Below are 18,639 nucleotides of genomic sequence, written 5' to 3'. Positions count from 1 at the left end.
GCTGCTCAGCTTGATTTCGCGCAACTGGGAGAGGTCGGCCTGGCGATAACCTGCGGATGTCAGCATGGACTCGCGACCAAGCAGCTCCCGCGATCAGCAGCGGGATCTTTCATCAATTACGAGCGTTTTGCCCAAGAGATGTCTTAGCCAGTGAGCCGAGGTGCAGTCGAGAACCAGACGCGCAGCGTGTCGCTCGCGGGCATCGCAGAAGCCATCTCCAGAGATCCGGCCTTGACCTTCCAGTAGAGCCCCGATGCATCCAGACCGGGCGACGCTCTCCTCGGATCACAGCGCAGCCACTTTGTCCGGCGACGGCGTTGTCGGGAGTCCACATGGGACACGATCCCGTTCAGGAAAATCGTGCAGATGACGGTTTGACCATGACGCGCGAGGCATCTCGGGAGACCGCGGGATATCGCCTCGGGCCGATCCTCTGATCAGGGTTGGCACAGCTCACCAATCCTGAAAAGCCTAACCAAGCACGGTGCGTGGCATCTGCGGTCGCATGGGCGGCAACGGTGACAACGGATGAGATGGAAGCCGATTTAAAAGCGCCCGCCTGCGTAGCAGGCGGGCGCGGGACGGACATTCGCTTGAACATTACACGAAATGCAATAGTTCATTTTATGCGGTTGGGCATTTCATTTTATGCGGCGGATATTTCATTTTACGCGGCGGCTCACACCGCAGCCCCGGGCCAGAGCGCCCAATCTCAACCGCAAGTCCCAATCTCCCCACACGCCGTGCAGAAGTCGCACCCGTCTTTGCGGATCACCGCATTCGCCCCGCACGACCCGCACTTGCGGCCGAGCATCGCGTGAGCAAACGCGTGCTGGGTATCGGCGGGCAGCGCGTTGTCGCCCTCCAGCACCGGGTCGCCGGGTTGTTCCGCGCCGGCCCGCGCGTTGCCGGTGAATTGCGCGGCCAGCGCACCGTCACGCCGCTGCGCGAGGAGGCGTGACGGCACCTGACGTCCCTCGGCATCGAGAAAGCCGCGCCGATGCAGGATCTGCTGGATCGCATAGGCGATGGCCGCGACCTCGGAGTCGTGCCACAGCGGAATGCGCCGGCCGTCCAGACGCTGCGTCTCGCCATAGCGCACCTGGCCGCGATCCCACGACACCTTGCGCAAATCCTGCAGATTGCGCGCGACGAAACCGCCTCGCGCCGCGAGCGAGAGCGAACGCATGGTTGCCGTGATCCATTGCTGCTGCTCGTCGCGCTGGCCCACGGGAATGAAGAATTCGATAGGCCGCTCGATCGTCACGGCTTCGCCGCCCACCTGGCCCGTCACTTCGAGAAATGACACCGCCACGTAGAGCGACACCTTGCCCGTCTGCGTGATGTACTCGATCTTCTCGATCACGGCGGGCAACTCGCCCTTGGGCCGATGGTCGATCGCCACGCGCAGCGGGTCGAGCAGGGCGTCGCCGAGCGCATCGTCGGCCGTCGCCGTCGCATCGGGGGGCAGCGTTTGCAGCACCGCGCCGAGCGTCTCGTTGGGGCGGTAGGTCGCGAGTCCCTTGAGGCCGCGCCGCCATGCGTCGAGATAGAGGTTTTCGAAGTCTTCGAACGGATAGTCGGCTGGCACGTTGACGGTCTTCGAGATCGACGTGTCGACATACGGCTGCACGGCCGCCATCATCGCCACGTGATCCTGCGCGCTCATTTCCAGCGCGCTCACGAAGCAGGCGGGCAGTGCGCTCACGTCGCCGCCCAACTCGCGGAACACACGCCACGCGTGGTCTTCGACGTTGAACGTTTCGCGGCTGCCGTCGGCCATGCGGCGCGTGCGCTGGTAGGTCCACGAGAACGCGGGCTCGATGCCGTTCGAGACGTTGTCGGCGAACGCGAGGCTCACCGTGCCCGTGGGCGCGATGGAAAGCAGATGGCTGTTGCGGATGCCGTGCGCGCGGATCTCGGCCTTGAGGTCGTCGGGCAGGCGCGAGGCAAAGGTGCCTTCTTCGAGGTAGGTCCTCGCGTCGAAGAGCGCAAACGCGCCGCGCTCGCGCGCGAGTTCGACGGAGGCGCGATAGGCGGCGTCGCGCATCGTGCGCCCCACGCGCGCGCCGAATTCGCAGCCTTCGGGCGAGTTGTAGCGGATGCCGAGCATCACGAGCGTGTCGCCGAGTCCCGTGAAGCCCACGCCGATACGCCGCTTGGCCGCCGCCTCCGCCTGCTGCTCGGGCAGCGGCCAGAGCGTGGCGTCGAGCACGTCGTCGAGAAAGCGTACCTGGGTGCCCGTGCGTTCGGCGAGTTGATTCCAGTCGAAATCCGCCTTGCCGCCGCGCATTTGCGCGAACGGGTCGATCACGAAGCGCGTGAGGTCGAGCGGTCCGAGGTTGCAGCAACCGTAGGCGGGCAAAGGCTGCTCGCCGCACGGGTTGGTCGCGCGGATGGATTCGAGCGCGCGCAGGTTGTTGTCCTCGTTCATGCGCGAGATGAACACCACGCCCGGCTCGGCCACGTCGTAGGTCGAGCGCATGATCGCATCCCACAGCGCGCGGGCGCGCGTTTCGGCGTAGACCCACAGGCCGTCGTCGCGGCGCTGCAGGTCGCCCGAGGCGCGCAGCGCGGGCGAGGGCTCGGCGCGGTGCACGAGCTGCCAGGGCGCGTCGTTTTCCACGGCGCGCATGAATTCGTCAGTCACCGCGACCGAGACGTTGAAGTTGTTCCAGCGCCCCTTCGAATGCTTGGCCTCGATGAATTCGGGCAGGTCGGGGTGATCGCAGTCGAGCACGGCCATCTGCGCGCCGCGCCGTGCGCCCGCGCTTTCCACGGTGCGGCACGAGGCGTCGAACACGTCGATGTAGCTGCACGGCCCCGATGCGCTCGATCCCGTCGACTTCACGTGCGCGCCGCGCGGGCGGATCGCCGAAAAGTTGTAGCCCACGCCGCCGCCGCGCCGCATGGTTTCGGCGGCCTGCAGCAGCGCGACGTAGATGCCGGGGCGCCCTTCGCCGTCCACGCCCTGGATGCTGTCGCCCACAGGCTGCACGAAGCAGTTGATCAGCGTGGCTTCGATGCCGGCGCCCGCCGCGCTCATGATCCGCCCCGCGCCCAGCGCGCCGTGGCGCAGATTGTCGACGAAGCGCGCCTCGACCTCGGCGCGCAGCGCGGGCGGCTCGACCTGCGCGACGCCGCGCGCGACGCGGCGGTAGATGTCGTCGGCGGTCTGCTCGTCGCCTTTGGCGTACTTCTCGAGCATCACGTCGAGGGAGAACTGCTGCGGGGGAAACGGAAGCGGGGGCGTGTTTTCTGCCATGGCCGGGCCTCGCGGAGCGCCGCGCGGGAGGCGGCGGTTGAAGGGCGTTGGAACGGGGTCTACTGCGCCGCGGCTGTGCCGCGACCGTTCAACCTTACCGCAGCGGCGCGCCGCGTGCACGGCGGCGCGAGCACGCATGCGGCGGCGCCGGAGCCTGCCGGCGTCGAGGCGGACGACGCGGGTCTGCGGTTACACTGCTCGCGCCTGTGTGCGGGCACCGAATGTGGAGACGGGGGAGGAGACTGGATGACGAACGAAACGGCGCCCGTGGTCTACCGCGACACGGTGCGGGCAGAGTGGGTCGATTACAACGGCCATCTGCGCGACGCGTTCTACATGCTGATCTACAGCTATGCGACCGACACGCTGCTCGATGCCATCGGGCTCGACGCGGCTGCGCGCGAGGCGCGCGGGCGGTCGATGTACACGCTGGAAGCGCACCTGAACTATCTCCACGAGATCAAGGAGGGCGCGCCGGTGCGCGTCGACGTCCGGGTGATCGAGCACGACGCGAAACGTGTGCGCCTGTATCTGGAGATGTTCGCGGGCGATCTCGACGATGCGCTCGCCTCGCCCGTCTCGGCGAGCGAGCAATTGCTCCTGCATGTGGACCGCTCGGGCCCGCGCGCGGCGGCCTTCGACGCCGATGTGCTCGCGCGCGTGGCGGCGTTGTGTGCCGCCTCGGCGGGCGTCGCGCCGCGCCATGCCGCGCGGGCGATCTCGCTCGCGCCTCGCTGAGGGCGCCTCGGCGACGTTGGCGTGTTTATTTCGGCAGTTCGGCGCCGATGAGGGCGCCGAACACTTCGGCGGCGATCATGACCGAGGCGTTCAGCGGCGCGGGACGTTCGGCCGGCTTGAACACGGCGTCGCCGCGGCGGATCTTGCGGCGCGACACGGCGCAGGTGCCCGAAGAATGCGCCGAGCGGCGGCGCCAGCGCTGTTCGCCATAATGGCAGCGACCGGGTTCGACCCAGCGGATCACCAGCGCCGTATCCGTCTGCTCGAGTATTTCGATGCGCTCACCGTTGGCTCCGTCAAGCGAGAGACACGCTTTTTTCTTCATTGTCGGCTCCGTAAGTGTGGTGCCGCGAATGTAGTCCTGCGCGCTGACAAGTGCCATTCTGTCGCCGTTGAAACACCATTCCATTATCAGCAACAATCGCCCTGCGACACGTTGCGATCAACGAAGGAGTGGGGGTTTGCGGCGGATTGGGGGTCGACATCTCCGATTTGTGCAACGCACTGTTGTACTTGGCGCGACATCGAGCGGCCCCAAAGCGGGCGCCTGGAGGGCGTTCCAGGGTGGGGACGGAACGGCCGGGGCCGATGTGAATCTGAGGGAAGACTGGCCCGGCTGGATTGATTTGCTGCATCGCGTTGGCTGCTTGCCCTTCGGCTGCGCAGCCACAAAACCCGAGCACCTGTTTTTTGAATTTTCACGAGGTTACATGATTCATCGTCCGCCTGCTCCGAACTCCGCAAACGAGCAGAAAATCCAGCGCGTCACCTCTGCGGTGCTCTACGCGACGCTCGTCTTGCTGGCGCTGTGGATCGTGCGCGAGTTCCTGCCCGCCGTGGCCTGGGCGAGCGTCTTTGCCATCGTCCTGTGGCCCACCTATCAGGCGATCGAGCGCCGCGCATGGTTCAAGGGCCGCAAGACGCTGATCGCCACGCTGCTCACTGCCGCAATCGGCCTGCTCGTGCTCCTGCCGATCGCCGTCACGGCCATTCAGGCCGGCGGCGAGGCTCACGAGCTTTACCTCTGGCTGCGCGACGCCCAGGAGAACGGCGTGCCAGTACCCGACTTCGTTGCGCATCTGCCGGTCGGCAGCCGCCAGGTGAGCGACTGGTGGCAGGCCAATCTCGCCCAGCCGCTCAAGGCGTCCCCGGCGATGAAGAGCCTGCACGGCGACACCATCACCTCGTTCGGCCGCCACTTCGGTGCGCGCGCCGCCCACGCCACGATGACGTTCGGCTTCATGCTCGTCACGCTGTTCGTGATCTTCCGGGCCGGTCCGCGTCTTTCGGCGACGGTGATGCGCGGCGCGCGCCGCGCCTTCGGCGCCGACGGCGCACAGCTTCTGCAGCGCATGGCCGCCGCCGTGCGCGCCACGGTCACGGGGCTCGTGGTCGTGGGGCTGGGCGAGGGCGTGCTGCTGGCCGCCGCCTATATCGCGACCGGCGTACCGCATGCAGCGCTGCTCGGCACGGTCACCGCCATCGCGGCCATGTTGCCGTTTTGCGCGCCCATCGTGTTCTGCGGCGCGGCGCTGTGGCTCGTCATCCAGGGTTCGCTGATCGCGGCGGCTGCGCTTGCGGTGTGGGGATTCGTGGTTGTGTTCGTCGCCGAGCATTTCGTGCGGCCCGTGCTGATCGGCAATTCCACGCGCCTGCCGTTTCTGCTCGTGCTGTTCGGCATTCTGGGCGGGGCGACGACCTTCGGGCTGATCGGCATCTTCATCGGCCCGGCGCTCATGACCGTGCTGATGGTGCTTTGGGTGAACTGGGCGGAGTGACGCCCGGGTCGCGGCGAGGCGCGCCGCGCGCCTCGCTCAACGGAAGCAGGCGAGCGTGTACTTGAGCGCGGCGGGCAGCAATTCGCGCCACACAGGCCACACGTGGCCGCCGTCCACGATGCGCAGCGCCGCCGGGTTGCCCGCCTCGCGCAGCCGCGTGTAGAGCAGTGACGACTCGGCCTGGATCACGAGGTCGTCGTCGCCGGCGGCGATGAAGAACGGCACGCGCCAGGGCCGCGCGAAATACGGCTTCCATAGCGCCGGATAGTTGAGTGTGCGCCAGATCTGCGCATCGAACTGAGGGTCGCCGAACACCCCCACGTGACGCGCCGCCGAACCCGGCGGCGGGTCGCCCGCATAGACTGCCGGGGAAAGCAGCAGCGCGCCGCAGAACATGTCGGGGTGCTTCAGCGTGTAGCGCAGCGCGCCGAACCCGCCCATCGAGACACCGCCGATTGCGCGGCCGTCGCGCGCGTCGTCCACCGCGAAGTGCGACTCGATCTCGGGCAGCAGATCCTGGAAAAACGCCGTCTCCATCTTCTCCTTGCGGTCGACGTACCAGTCCGTGCCGCCTTGCGGCATCACGATCACCACGGGCGGGATCTCGTGACGGGCGATCAGCGTGTCGGCGGCGATCTGGAGCTGGCCTTGCGTGACCCAGTCCATCGGCTCGCCGTTGTTGCCATGCAGGAGATAGAGCACCGGGTAGCGGCCCTGGTCGGCGCGATAGCCGTTCGGCAGGTACACCACGTAGGGCCAGTCGCGGTTGAGCGCCGCGGCGTGGAACGTGCGGACGACGACCGTGCTCGCCGCGGCGGGCGCCGCCGGCATGACGAACGCCGCGCAAGAAAGAGCGAGCGGGAGCAGCGCGGTGCGAAGGAGTCTGCGCATGGCAGGGACATCGTGGGCGGTGGCGCGCCGGCGGCGCGGGGTCATCATGCTAGCAGCCGCTCGTGCGCACCGGAAGCCGTGATCGGCGTGCCTGCGCGCGGCATGGCCTGGGAAGCCGCGCCGTCGCTTCAGGCGGAAGCTTTGGCGCGCGAAGGCAGCAGCCGCCTGAGCGGGTCGGACGCGCGCGCGACGAGCAGCAGCGTGGTGATCGCGACGGCGTCGGCGCAGAGGCCGAGCGGCACGTTCAGATAGCCGTCGGTGTACCAGTAGAGCACCGAGTCGACCGTGAGCGAAATCACGGCGCCGGCCACGAACGAGAGCATCCCCTTGCGGCCGACGAGGCCCACCCAGGGCAGCGCATGCGCCACGCGCTTCGCCCAGCCGAGGCGGATGACATGCGCCGTGAGCCACGCGATGCCAAGGAAGTTGAGCACGCGAAACCATGCGAGGTTGCGCTTGAAGTCGCCGTCGAGCGCGACGTTGCCGAGCTGCAGGCGATAGATCGCGGCGCCTGCCACGACGGCGAGTGCAGCGAGGGTCACGAGCGTGCCGAAACGGTGCGCGCTCACCCGCTGGAACACGGGCTGCGCGTGCGCGATCACGCCGAGCACGAACATCAACTGCCAGCCGAACGGGTTGAAATCCCATTGCACGTCTTCGACGTGCGGCAACCACGGCGCCAGGTACGGCGCAACGCCCCAGAGCGCGAGGCTCACGGCCAGCAGCAGCCCCGGCCGCGTGCGCGCGAGCGGCAATGCGAGCGGGGCGGCGAGGGCGAAGCACGCATACATCGGCAGCACGCCGGCCAGATACGGCTGGCGGCGCAGCAGCACGATGTCGCGCAACGCGGCCGCGGGCGCGAGCGTGAGATCGTCGAGATCGGTGGTGGCGAGGTTGGGCGCATCGACGTTGCACGCAACGAGAATCGCCGTGACGAGCAGCATCAACAGCGCCGTCACGACGAACGCGCGGTAGATCTCGAACGCGCGCCTGATGAAGCGCTGCCGCGCCGCGGCCTCGGTGCGGCGTGCGCACAGCGCGGCCCATGCTGTGGCCGTGGCGAAGCCGCCGAGGAAGACGAAGACCTCGGCCGCGTCGCACAGCGCGTAGGCGTGCAGCGTGACGCGCGAGACGATGCTGCCGCCGATGTGATCGACGACGATGATCAGCAGGACGAGGCCGCGGAAGAAATCGAGTTCGACTAGACGGTTGGATGACTTTGACATGTTGGGGCAGCAGGCCGGGCCGGCATGGGGCGCTTGAAGCAGCCGACGATGCAAAACGGGCCGGCGGGCAGGCAGATGCTGAAAGTACCTGCATGAAAAATCAGGAATTCGCGCGAGGTGCGCGCGGCGCCTCGCGCGGGAAACCGTGAAAGTGGTTACCGGGGCGGCCGCACGACAAACGCAGAAAAAGACCTGAGGAATACGCGAGGGTTCCCGCCATATGCGGGTTTACGTTGACATCGCCGATGTTAACGTAATTTCAAATACCTTTCAGCGGGCGCCGTCGGTGTGCCGTTCAAGTTTCTGGGGGCGTGTGCCGATATGGCAGGGAAGGGGCGCGATCATACCGCCGCGGCGAACGTCGCCGTGACGCGGATTTGGGGCAGTTGCTTCTGGCGCGTTGCCCTTGCCTCCACGGAGCAGGAATTCGGCTAATTAACATTTGTTTCAAAGTGTTCTCCCTGGGCTGATTTCGTGGCGTTGCGCTTTACAATGCCGGATCGAATTTGAGATGGCACGCTCGTTCGTTAAATCGACGATCGCGTGCGTTGAATGTTTATGGTTCGAGATGCGGTCAATTTAGACGCAGATCGAAGCGGCCGGCGCAGGCGAGCCGGAGTGTCATGAGGGGGCGGGAGCGCGGCATCCGCGGCAGACCGTCCCGGGCATCCACCTCGCTGCATCGCGCGGCTGCAAGCACCGCAGGAGAGAACAATGTTCGAAGACGATCGTATCGGCCAACGCGGTCTCAAGGGGTTTTGGGCCGCATTGGGGCTGGCGGCCCTGCTGGGCGGCTGCGCCAGCATGAACCAGCAGCAACCGCAACAACAGCCGCAGCCCGACACGGCGGCAACGGCGATCCCGGCCTCCGACGCGGCGAGCGCCGATGCCAGCAGCGCACAACAACAGGCGGCGAGTGCGTCCGTCACGCGCGTCGTCACGAAAACGACGTACGTGCGCGTGCGCCGCGGCGACACGTTGCAGCGCATCGCGCAAAAGCACAGTGTTTCGGTCAGGGATCTGGCCGCCTGGAATCACCTGAAGCCGAACGGTCATCTACGCGCAGGCCAGTCGATCAAGCTGGTTTCGAAGCAGACGATCACTGTTCAGGTGGCCGCGCCGCCAGCTGGCGGCGCAACGGCGAACTCCACCGCGAGCGCAGCCGCGAATACGGCAGGAAGCCGCCAGGTTGCCGCCGAAATGGCGCGCCACGCCAACAGCGTGGCGCTCGTTTGGCCCGCGCATGGCCGCGTGGTCGAACCGTTCGCGCCGGGCGCGACGCGCGGCATCGAGATCGCGGGCAAGGCCGGCGACCCCGTGATCGCCGCAGCAGACGGCAAAGTCATGTACGCGGGCACGGGCCTGAACGAATACGGTAGCCTGATCATCGTCCAGCACAACAAGGACTTCCTCACGGCTTACTCGCACAACCGCCGTCTGCTCGTGAAGACCGGCGACATGGTGCATCAGGGCCAGCAGATCGCCGAGATGGGCAGCGAGAACAATGACCGCGTGGCGGTGCTGTTCGAGGTGCGCCGCGATGGCAAGCCGGTGGACCCGATGCCGTATTTGCCGTCGCCGCCGCAGGGCTGAAGGCGGCGCGTTCCGGGTGTCAGATCTGCGCGGCGAGACCGAGTTCGCCGGCAACCTTTCCAAGCCGCTTGTCACGGGTCCAGATCGTGACGCCCGGTTGCAGGCGGGCCGAAGCAAGCAGACTCGTGTCGACGTAGCCGATGCCGCGTCTGGACAGGTTTGCTTGCTCGATCAGGTAGAACGTTTCTTCCGGCGTGGCGATGGGTACGGCTGGCAAGTCGCGCAACGCGCCGAGGACGACATCGCGCTCGCGCAGGCTGCCAAGCGAGATTTCCCCGATCACGTAAGCGTGCGTAAGCACGCGCTCGTCTACGAGCAGGCCCATCAATAGGGGATCGGCGGCGTTGAAATGGTCGATCCAGATCGAGGTGTCGACCAGAATCATTCGGCATCCGTCCGGCGGCGCGGCGCGGCCACGATGCCGGGCTGACTGCCGCCAAGGTTCGCCAGCCGTCTCGCGGCCTCGCGTTGGATAAGGGCTTTGAGGGCTTCGCGCACGAGCGCCGTCTTTTCTTCCAGACCGGTATAGGCCTGGGCTTTGGCGATCAAGTCGTCGTCGAGAGCGATGGTGGTGCGCATGGCAGTTACCTCTCAATGTGCAGGCATAGAATTTAGCATCAAATGATGCGAATTTCGATGTTTCCAAGGCCGGTCCTGTTGTCTAGTTGGAAAAACATTGTGCTAAAGCAAAACCGCCCTGACGCATCGCAACGTCAGGGCGGTTTTTTCATCACCGCAAACCGCGCACTTCTTGAAAGCGCACCTTAAAACGCGTCCCCCGGCACCCGCACCCATCCTTCCATCAGCACGCGCGCGCTGCGGCTCATGATGGCCTTCGTGACCGTCCATTCGCCGTTTTCCTGACGCGCCTCGGCGCCCACGCGCAGCGTGCCCGACGGATGCCCGAAGCGCACCGCACTGCGTTCGCCGCCGCCCGCCGCGAGATTCACGAGCGTGCCGGGAATGGCCGCCGCGGTGCCGATCGCCACGGCCGCCGTGCCCATCATGGCGTGGTGGAGCTTGCCCATCGACATGGCGCGCACCAGCAGGTCTACATCGCCGGCTTCCACTTGCTTGCCGCTCGACGCCGTATAGCCCGCGGGCTTTGCCACGAAAGCGATTTTCGGCGTGTGCTGGCGCGTGGCGATCTCGTCGAGGTGCTGGATGAGTCCCATGCGCAGCGCGCCGTGCGCGCGGATCGTCTCGAACTTCTCGAGTGCCTGCGCGTCGCTGTTGATCGCGTCCTGCAATTCCGTGCCCGTGTAGCCGATGGCCTCGGCGTTCACGAAGATCGTCGGAATGCCCGCATTGATCATCGTGGCCTTGAGCGTGCCCACGCCCGGTACTTCGAGGTCGTCCACGAGATTGCCGGTGGGAAACATCGCGCCGCCCGCGCCTTCTTCCTCGGCGGCCGGGTCGAGGAATTCAAGCTGCACTTCGGCGGCGGGGAAGGTCACGCCGTCCAGTTCGAAGTCGCCCGTCTCCTGCACGTGGCCGTTCGTCATCGGCACGTGCGCGATGATGGTCTTGCCGATGTTGGCCTGCCAGATGCGCACGGTCGCCACGCCGTTGTCGGGCACGCGGCTCGGGTCGACGAGGCCGCCGCTGATCGCGAACGGGCCCACGGCGGCGGAGAGATTGCCGCAGTTGCCGCTCCAGTCCACAAAGGCCCGGTCGATGGCGACCTGGCCGAACAGGTAGTCGACGTCGTGGTCGGGCTTGCTGCTTTTGGCCAGAATCACGGTCTTGCTCGTGCTCGACGTCGCCCCGCCCATGCCGTCGATCTGCTTGCCGTACGGGTCGGGGCTGCCGATCACGCGCATGAGCAGCTTGTCGCGCGCAACGCCGGGCTGCTGCGCCGAAGCGGGCAGATCCTGGAGGCGGAAGAACACGCCTTTGCTGGTGCCGCCGCGGATATAGGTGGCGGGAATCTTGATCTGGGGTACGTGTGCCATATGTTGTCCTGAAACGAAGGGCGGCGCGCGTGCGACCGCTGCGCCGCCCGTTTCCCGTTTATGCCGCTGCCTGTGACGATTCGAGGAAGTCCTGCGCGAAACGCTGCAGCACGCCGCCTGCTTCGTAGATCGACACTTCTTCGGCCGTATCGAGCCGGCAGGTAACCGGCACCTCCACGCGCTCGCCGTTCCTGCGGCGAATCACGAGCGTGAGATCGGCGCGCGGCGTGCGCTCGCCGATCACGTCATAGGTTTCCGTGCCGTCGATGCCGAGCGTCGTGCGGTTCGTGCCCGCCTTGAACTCCAGCGGCAGCACGCCCATGCCGATCAGGTTCGTGCGGTGAATGCGCTCGAAGCCTTCAGCCACGATCACTTCCACACCCGCGAGACGCACGCCCTTGGCCGCCCAGTCGCGCGACGAGCCCTGGCCGTAGTCCGCGCCCGCAATGATGATGAGCGGCTGCTTGCGTTCCATGTAGGTTTCGATGGCTTCCCACATGCGCGTGACCTTGCCTTCCGGCTCGATGCGCGCAAGCGAGCCCTTCTTCACCGCGCCGTCCACCACGGCCATCTCGTTGATGAGCGTGGGGTTCGCGAAGGTTGCGCGCTGTGCCGTGAGGTGGTCGCCGCGGTGCGTCGCGTACGAGTTGAAGTCCTCTTCGGGCAGGCCCATTTTCGCGAGGTACTCGCCCGCTGCGCTGTTCGGCAGGATGGCGTTTGAAGGCGAGAGGTGGTCCGTCGTGATGTTGTCGCCGAGCACCGCGAGCGGGCGCAGGCCCTTCAACGTGCGCTCACCGGCCAGCGCGCCTTCCCAGTACGGCGGACGGCGAATATACGTGCTTTGCGCGCGCCAGTCGTAGAGCGGGTCGGTCGTTTCGCCGCTTGCCGCCGTAACCGCGAACATCGGCTCGTACACCTTGCGGAACTGTTCGGGCTTCACGCTCTTCGCGACGATGGCGTCGATCTCTTCATCGGTCGGCCAGAGGTCCTTGAGGTACACAGGCTTGCCGTCCTTGTCCGTGCCGAGCGGATCGCGCTCGATGTCGAACCGGATCGTGCCCGCGATCGCGTACGCGACGACGAGCGGCGGCGAGGCGAGGAATGCCTGCTTCGCATACGGGTGAATGCGGCCGTCGAAGTTGCGGTTGCCCGAGAGCACGGCGGTTGCGTACAGGTCGCGGTCGATGATCTCCTGCTGGATCTTCGGGTCGAGCGCGCCCGACATGCCGTTACACGTGGTGCAGGCAAACGCGACGATGCCGAAGCCGAGTTTTTGCAGATCCGGCAGCAGGTTGGCTTCCTCGAGGTAAAGCTCGACGGCCTTGGAACCCGGTGCGAGCGAGCTTTTCACCCACGGCTTGCGCGCGAGGCCGCGCGCGTTCGCGTTGCGCGCCAGCAGGGCGGCGGCGATCACGTTGCGCGGGTTGCTCGTGTTCGTGCAGCTCGTGATGGCGGCGATGATGACCGCGCCGTCGGGCATCTGGCCCGGCGTTTCTTCCCACTTGCCCGCAATGCCGCGCTCCGCGAGAGCGGACGTGGGCAGACGCTTGTGCGGGTTCGACGGGCCAGCCATGTTGCGCACCACGCTCGAAAGATCGAACGTGAGCGTGCGCTCGTATTGCGCGTGAGCGAGCGTGTCGGCCCAGAGGCCCGCGGTCTTCGCATAGGTTTCGACGAGCCTGACCTGCTCTTCTTCGCGTCCTGTGAGGCGCAGATAGTCGAGCGTCTGGTTGTCGATGAAGAACATCGCAGCGGTGGCGCCGTATTCGGGGGCCATGTTGGAGATCGTGGCGCGGTCGCCGAGCGTGAGGCTCGATGCGCCCTCGCCGCGGAACTCCAGGTACGCGCCCACGACCTTTTCCTTGCGCAGGAATTCGGTGAGGGCGAGCACGATGTCGGTGGCGGTGATGCCGGGCTGGCGCTTGCCCGTGAGCTCCACGCCGACGATATCGGGCAGGCGCATCCACGAGGCGCGGCCGAGCATGACGTTCTCGGCTTCGAGGCCGCCCACGCCGATGGCGATCACACCGAGCGCATCCACATGCGGCGTGTGGCTGTCGGTGCCCACGCAGGTGTCGGGAAACGCCACGCCTTCGCGTGCCTGGATCACGGGCGACATCTTCTCCAGATTGATCTGGTGCATGATGCCGTTGCCCGGCGGAATTACGTCGACGTTCTTGAATGCCTTCTTCGTCCAGTTGATGAAGTCGAAGCGGTCCTCATTACGTCGGTCTTCGATCGCGCGGTTCTTCCTGAACGCGTCCGGGTCGAAGCCGCCGCATTCCACGGCGAGCGAGTGGTCGACGATCAGCTGCACGGGCACGACCGGATTCACCTTGGCAGGGTCGCCGCCCTGGTCGGCAATGGCGTCGCGAAGGCCCGCGAGATCGACGAGCGCGGTTTGCCCGAGGATGTCGTGGCAGACCACGCGCGCGGGGAACCACGGAAAGTCGAGGTCGCGCCTGCGTTCGATGAGTTGCTCGAGCGACGCGGTGAGCGTGGCCGGGTCGCAGCGGCGCACGAGGTTTTCGGCGAGCACGCGCGAGGTGTACGGCAGCGTGTCGTAGGCGCCGGGCTGGATGGCCTCGACGGCTTCGCGCGCGTCGAAGTAATCGAGCCGGGTGCCGGCGAGGGACTTGCGGTAGGCGGTATTCACGGCTTGGGGGACCAAAGAGGGAGTGGGTTGGCGGCGGCAGCGCGCGCCGTGAGCGAATGTCCTCACTCTATACGCGCGCGCCGCCGTCTCCCAGTCGTCCGAACGTCATAGTCCGTCCGGGCGGCTGGTGTGGCTGATCCGGCGCGCGTCAGCGCTTGCTGATCGGCGTGAACTTCAGATTCTCCGGACCCGTGTAATTCGCGCTCGGGCGGATGATCTTGTTGTCGATGCGCTGCTCGATGATGTGCGCGCTCCATCCGGCCGTGCGCGCGATCACGAAGATCGGCGTGAACATGGCGGTCGGCACGCCCATCATGTGATACGACACCGCGCTGAACCAGTCGAGGTTCGGGAACATCTTCTTGACTTCCCACATTGTCGATTCGAGGCGCTCGGCGATGTCGAACAGCTTCATGTTCGACTGCTCCTTCGAGAGCTTCTTGGCGATTTCCTTGATGACCTTGTTGCGCGGGTCCGAGATCGTGTACACCGGGTGGCCGAAGCCGATCACGACTTCCTTCTTTTCCACGCGCGCACGGATATCGGCTTGCGCGTCGTCGGCGTTTTCGTAGCGCGACTGGATCTCGAACGCGACTTCGTTCGCGCCGCCGTGCTTCGGACCGCGCAGCGCGCCGATCGCGCCCGTGATGGCCGAGTAGATGTCCGAGCCCGTGCCCGCGATCACGCGGCCCGTGAACGTCGAGGCGTTGAACTCGTGCTCGGCATACAGGTTGAGCGACACGTGCATCGCGTCCACCCACGACTTCGACGGCACGCGGCCGTGCAGCAGGTGCAGGAAGTGGCCGCCGATCGAGTCGTCGTCGGTTTCGACTTCGATGCGTTTGCCGTTGTGCGAAAAGTGATACCAGTACAGCAGCATCGAGCCGAGCGAGGCCATCAGGCGGTCGGCGATGTCGCGCGCGCCCGGCAGGTTGTGGTCGTCCTTCTCGGGCAGCACGGTGCCGAGAATCGAGACGCCCGTGCGCATCACGTCCATCGGGTGCGCCGAGGCGGGCACGGCTTCGAGCGCCGTCTTCACGTTGGCGGGCAGGCCGCGCAGCGCCTTGAGCCTGGCCTTGTAGCCGGCCAGTTCGGCCGTGTTCGGCAGCTTGCCGTGCACGAGCAGGTAGGCGACTTCTTCGAATTCGCACGCGGTGGCGAGATCGAGAATGTCGTAGCCGCGATAGTGCAGGTCGTTGCCGGTGCGGCCCACGGTGCACAGCGCCGTGTTGCCCGCCGCCACGCCCGAGAGCGCAACGGACTTCTTCGGCTTGAAACCGCCGGCGGCTTGCGTGGTGTTTTCTGCTTCGCTCATGGTGTCTTCCTCTCTCTATGTATCGGTGAACGGTATGGCCGGATTTACTTCTTCGCGGCAAAGAGCGCGTCGAGCTTGTCTTCGTACGCGTGATAGCCGAGGTACGTGTAGAGGTCCTCGCGCGACTGCATCGTCGGGACGGCGGCCTTTTGCGTGCCGTCGCGCTTGACGGTCTCGTAGAAGTTCAGCGCGGCGGCGTTCATCGCACGATACGCGCCGCAGCAGTAGAGCGCGATATCCACGTTCGCGCTCCTGAGTTCTTCGGTCGTGAAGAACGGCGTCGAGCCGAATTCCGTGAGATTGGCGAGAATCGGCACCTTCACGGCGGCGCGGAAACGGCGGTAGTCGTCGAGCGTCTTCATCGCTTCGGGGAAGATCATGTCCGCGCCTGCTTCCACGTAGGCCACGGCGCGCTCGATCGCGGCATCGATGCCTTCCACGGCGGCCGCGTCGGTGCGGGCCATGATCACGAAGCCGTCGTCGGTGCGCGCGTCCACGGCGGCCTTCACGCGGTCCACCATCTCGCCGGCCGGCACGACTTCCTTGTTCGGGCGATGGCCGCAGCGCTTCTGGCCCACCTGGTCCTCGAGGTGCACGGCTGCCACGCCCGCCTTGATGAACGACTTGATCGTGCGCGCGATGTTGAAGGCGCCTCCCCAGCCGGTGTCGATGTCGACCATCAGCGGAATGTCCACGGCGTCGGTGATGCGGCGGGCGTCGATCAGCACGTCGTCCATGGTGCTGATGCCGAGGTCCGGCACGCCGAGCGAGTTGGCGGCCACGCCGCCGCCCGAGAGATAAACGGCCTTGAAGCCGGTCGCCTGCGCGAGCCTGGCCGCATACGCGGTGATGGCGCCGACGACTTGCAGCGGTTGTTCGGCGGCCACGGCTGCGCGGAATTTCGCGCCGGCGCTTGCGGGGAATCGATTGTTCATGTGGGATGTCTCCAATTGAGTCGCCGACCCATACTGCAGGTAGCGTGCCAGCTCCGCGCATGGAGGCTAACCCGTTGATTTTGCGCCTCAATCGCGCGTGCCGGTAGCCGGCCCTGATTTCCGGGATGAAACTGCAATTTCAAAAATGAAATCGACGGGCGATAATGCGAAAACTGGCTGACGGCCGGCTTTCGGCTGCACTGGCCGCCTCGGCCGGGCGCCAGACACGAGGACCGTAACGTTGGACATCATGAACCGCTTTCCCGCTCCCGCTTCTTCCGTCATCCGCCCGCGCGTGTGGGCCATGGGCATCAGCCGCCTGCGCGACCTGTTTCGCGACATCGCCCGCGAATACGACGAGATCGCGGACCTGCGCGTGGTGCCGCGCGGCTTCGAGGAAGCGGTGGCCGAAATCGCCGCAGCGGGGCCGAACCAGCGGCCCGACGTGGTGGTGGCGGCGGGCTCGAACGGCACCTACCTGAAGGCGCGAATCGACCTGCCCGTGGTGCTCGTGCAGCCTACCGGCTTCGACGTGATGCAGGCGCTCGCCCGCGCGCGGCGCGAGGCCGATCTCGTCGCGCTCGTCACCTATGGCGAGACGCCCGTGGAGGTGCGGCGCTTTGTCAGCGCCTATGGCATCGACGTGGTATTCGGCCAGTACCGCACGGTCCAGGACGCCGAGGCCTGCGTGCTCGACCTGCGCGATCGCGGCGTGGGCGCGGTCGTGGGGCCGGGCCTCGTCAACGACCTTGCGGCCCGGCTCGGGCTCGTGCCGTTTTTCGTCTACTCGCGGCCCTCGGTGCGCGCGGCTTTCGACAACGCGCTGGATCTCGTGCAAGCCACCTGGCGCGAGACGCAGCGCCGCCAGCGCCTCGACAGCGTGCTGCAACATCTGCGCGACGGGGTGGTCGCGCTCGACGCGCGCGGCCGCGTGGAGGCGATCAACCAGCGTCTCGCCGCCGTGCTCGGCATCGATCCGGCGGCGGCTGCAGGACAGCCGCTCGCGTCGCTCGCGCCCGACATTGCCTTCGCGCTGCCAGACGCCGATGGCGAATCGCTCGAGACGGTGCGCGGCGTGAGTTATGTCGTGCACCGCGGGCCGCTCGTCGACAATGGCGTGACGACGGGCGCCGTGCTCACGTTCCAGGAGTCGCGCGCGGTGGAGCGGCTCGACCGCACGCTGCGCTCGCGTCAGCGCATGCAGCAGTTCGTCGCGCGCTACCGGCTGGACGACCTGAGCGGCGCGACGCCTGGCATCGAGCGCGTGCGCCAGCTCGCGCGGCGCTATGCGAAGTCGGACGCCACGGTGCTGATCCGCGGTGAAAGCGGCACCGGCAAGGAGATGATCGCGCAGGGCATTCATCGCGAGAGTCCGCGGCGCGACTTTCCGTTCGTCGCGATGAATTGCGGTGCGTTTCCCGAGGCGCTGCTGGAGAGCGAGCTGTTCGGCTACGAGGAGGGCGCGTTTACGGGCGCGCGGCGCGGCGGCAAGGTGGGGCTCATCGAGGCGGCGCACCGCGGCACGCTCTTTCTCGATGAAATCGGCGAGATGCCGTTGCCCTTGCAGAGCCGCCTGCTGCGTGTGCTGCAGGAGCGCGAGGTGGTGCGCCTCGGCGCCACGGAGCCCACACGCGTGGACGTGCGCGTGGTCGCCGCCACGCACCGCGCGCTCACCGAGCAGATCGAAGCGGGCGAGTTTCGCGCGGATCTCTTCTATCGCCTGAACATTCTCAATCTCGCCATCCCTCCGTTGCGCGAGCGCGGGGCCGATATCGTCTTGCTGGCGGCAGAACTGCTGTTCCAGGCCTCGCGCCGCGAGCCGCGCGTGGCCGTGCGCATCCGCACGCCCGAAGACGCCGCGCGCACGCTTGCGCTCGTGAGCGGCGCGCTCGCGCGGCACGCATGGCCCGGCAACGTGCGCGAGCTGCAGAACGTGGTCGAGCGGATGGTGGTGGAGCTGGCCGATTCGGAAGAGGATGTGCTGACGCCCGACGTCCTGCGCTCGATCGCGCCGGAGGTGTTCGAGTCCCGCCGCGCGGCGCGTGACGCCGCGGGGACAGCAGGAGAGGGCGCGCTCACCTTGCGCGAGCGCAGCCTCCATACCGAAGCCGATGAAATCCGCGCCGTCCTCGACGCCTGCAATGGCGATCGCGACCGTGCGTGCGAGATGCTCGGCATCAGCAAGACGACGCTTTGGCGGCGCCTTTCCGCCGCCAGCGCCAGGCGCGGCAGCGCGGCAGCCGAGGCAACGGTGGCCGCGGCGCCTCGCAAGGCGCCGCGCGCCTGA

General features: G+C 66.7%; 14 protein-coding genes. 4 read left to right on the top strand and 10 right to left on the bottom strand.

Translation table 11 applies throughout. The features are described from left to right. Nucleotides 1–712 precede the first annotated feature (712 nt). Nucleotides 713–3,265 (bottom strand): adenosylcobalamin-dependent ribonucleoside-diphosphate reductase, encoded by a 2,553-nt coding sequence (locus C7411_RS15445; RefSeq protein ID WP_110385141.1) that lies wholly within the window; start codon nt 3,263–3,265, stop codon nt 713–715. A 246-nt stretch (nt 3,266–3,511) separates the two neighbouring features. Between C7411_RS15445 and C7411_RS15440 the strand changes: the two genes are divergently transcribed. Then, the gene (locus tag C7411_RS15440; RefSeq protein WP_110385140.1) at nt 3,512–4,003 is read left to right on the top strand and encodes a thioesterase family protein; all 492 of its coding nucleotides are present in this window, start codon (nt 3,512–3,514) and stop codon (nt 4,001–4,003) included. Nucleotides 4,004–4,028: 25 nt separating this feature from the next. Here the strand turns inward: C7411_RS15440 and C7411_RS15435 are convergent, their stop codons facing one another. Further along, nucleotides 4,029–4,328, bottom strand: coding sequence for a DUF3331 domain-containing protein (locus tag C7411_RS15435; RefSeq protein WP_069266348.1), 300 nt, complete (start codon nt 4,326–4,328; stop codon nt 4,029–4,031). Between the two features lie 385 nt (nt 4,329–4,713). On the opposite strand from C7411_RS15435, the gene C7411_RS15430 reads away from it, so the two are divergent. Beyond that, entirely contained in the window at nt 4,714–5,781 is a 1,068-nt protein-coding gene (locus C7411_RS15430) for an AI-2E family transporter (RefSeq protein WP_110385139.1), read from the top strand. Nucleotides 5,782–5,817: 36 nt separating this feature from the next. Here the strand turns inward: C7411_RS15430 and C7411_RS15425 are convergent, their stop codons facing one another. Beyond that, the gene (locus C7411_RS15425) at nt 5,818–6,672 is read right to left on the bottom strand and encodes an alpha/beta hydrolase (protein ID WP_110385138.1); all 855 of its coding nucleotides are present in this window, start codon (nt 6,670–6,672) and stop codon (nt 5,818–5,820) included. Nucleotides 6,673–6,800: 128 nt separating this feature from the next. Continuing rightward, nucleotides 6,801–7,898 carry an OpgC domain-containing protein gene (locus C7411_RS15420; RefSeq protein WP_110385137.1) on the bottom strand — a complete coding sequence of 366 codons (1,098 nt, stop codon included), beginning with the start codon at nt 7,896–7,898 and terminating at the stop codon, nt 6,801–6,803. Nucleotides 7,899–8,612: 714 nt separating this feature from the next. On the opposite strand from C7411_RS15420, the gene C7411_RS15415 reads away from it, so the two are divergent. Then, nucleotides 8,613–9,491 (top strand): peptidoglycan DD-metalloendopeptidase family protein, encoded by an 879-nt coding sequence (locus C7411_RS15415; protein ID WP_110385136.1) that lies wholly within the window; start codon nt 8,613–8,615, stop codon nt 9,489–9,491. A gap of 19 nt (nt 9,492–9,510) precedes the next feature. Here C7411_RS15415 and C7411_RS15410 read toward each other — a convergent pair whose 3' ends face one another. The 6 genes from C7411_RS15410 to prpB form a co-directional block, all read right to left on the bottom strand. Continuing rightward, the gene (locus C7411_RS15410) at nt 9,511–9,876 is read right to left on the bottom strand and encodes a type II toxin-antitoxin system VapC family toxin (RefSeq protein ID WP_110385135.1); all 366 of its coding nucleotides are present in this window, start codon (nt 9,874–9,876) and stop codon (nt 9,511–9,513) included. After that, nucleotides 9,873–10,070: a type II toxin-antitoxin system VapB family antitoxin gene (locus C7411_RS15405; protein ID WP_110385134.1), complete on the bottom strand. Its 198-nt coding sequence runs from the start codon at nt 10,068–10,070 to the stop codon at nt 9,873–9,875. The genes C7411_RS15410 and C7411_RS15405 overlap by 4 nt, the downstream gene beginning before the upstream one ends. Before the next feature lie 185 nt (nt 10,071–10,255). Beyond that, nucleotides 10,256–11,446, bottom strand: coding sequence for a 2-methylaconitate cis-trans isomerase PrpF (gene prpF / locus C7411_RS15400; RefSeq protein ID WP_110385133.1), 1,191 nt, complete (start codon nt 11,444–11,446; stop codon nt 10,256–10,258). Between the two features lie 58 nt (nt 11,447–11,504). Beyond that, nucleotides 11,505–14,102 (bottom strand): Fe/S-dependent 2-methylisocitrate dehydratase AcnD, encoded by a 2,598-nt coding sequence (gene acnD / locus C7411_RS15395; protein WP_110385244.1) that lies wholly within the window; start codon nt 14,100–14,102, stop codon nt 11,505–11,507. A gap of 148 nt (nt 14,103–14,250) precedes the next feature. Then, nucleotides 14,251–15,417: a bifunctional 2-methylcitrate synthase/citrate synthase gene (prpC, locus tag C7411_RS15390; RefSeq protein WP_110385132.1), complete on the bottom strand. Its 1,167-nt coding sequence runs from the start codon at nt 15,415–15,417 to the stop codon at nt 14,251–14,253. Nucleotides 15,418–15,461: 44 nt separating this feature from the next. Further along, nucleotides 15,462–16,352 (bottom strand): methylisocitrate lyase, encoded by an 891-nt coding sequence (gene prpB, locus C7411_RS15385; protein WP_110385131.1) that lies wholly within the window; start codon nt 16,350–16,352, stop codon nt 15,462–15,464. A 250-nt stretch (nt 16,353–16,602) separates the two neighbouring features. Here prpB and prpR point away from each other — a divergent pair, with 250 nt between their 5' ends. Next, nucleotides 16,603–18,639: a propionate catabolism operon regulatory protein PrpR gene (gene prpR / locus C7411_RS15380; RefSeq protein WP_110385243.1), complete on the top strand. Its 2,037-nt coding sequence runs from the start codon at nt 16,603–16,605 to the stop codon at nt 18,637–18,639.

The organism is Paraburkholderia silvatlantica (assembly GCF_003096715.1).
GTDB classification, from domain to species: Bacteria; Pseudomonadota; Gammaproteobacteria; order Burkholderiales; family Burkholderiaceae; genus Paraburkholderia; species Paraburkholderia silvatlantica.
This window is presented reverse-complemented; position numbering and strand designations above follow the sequence as displayed.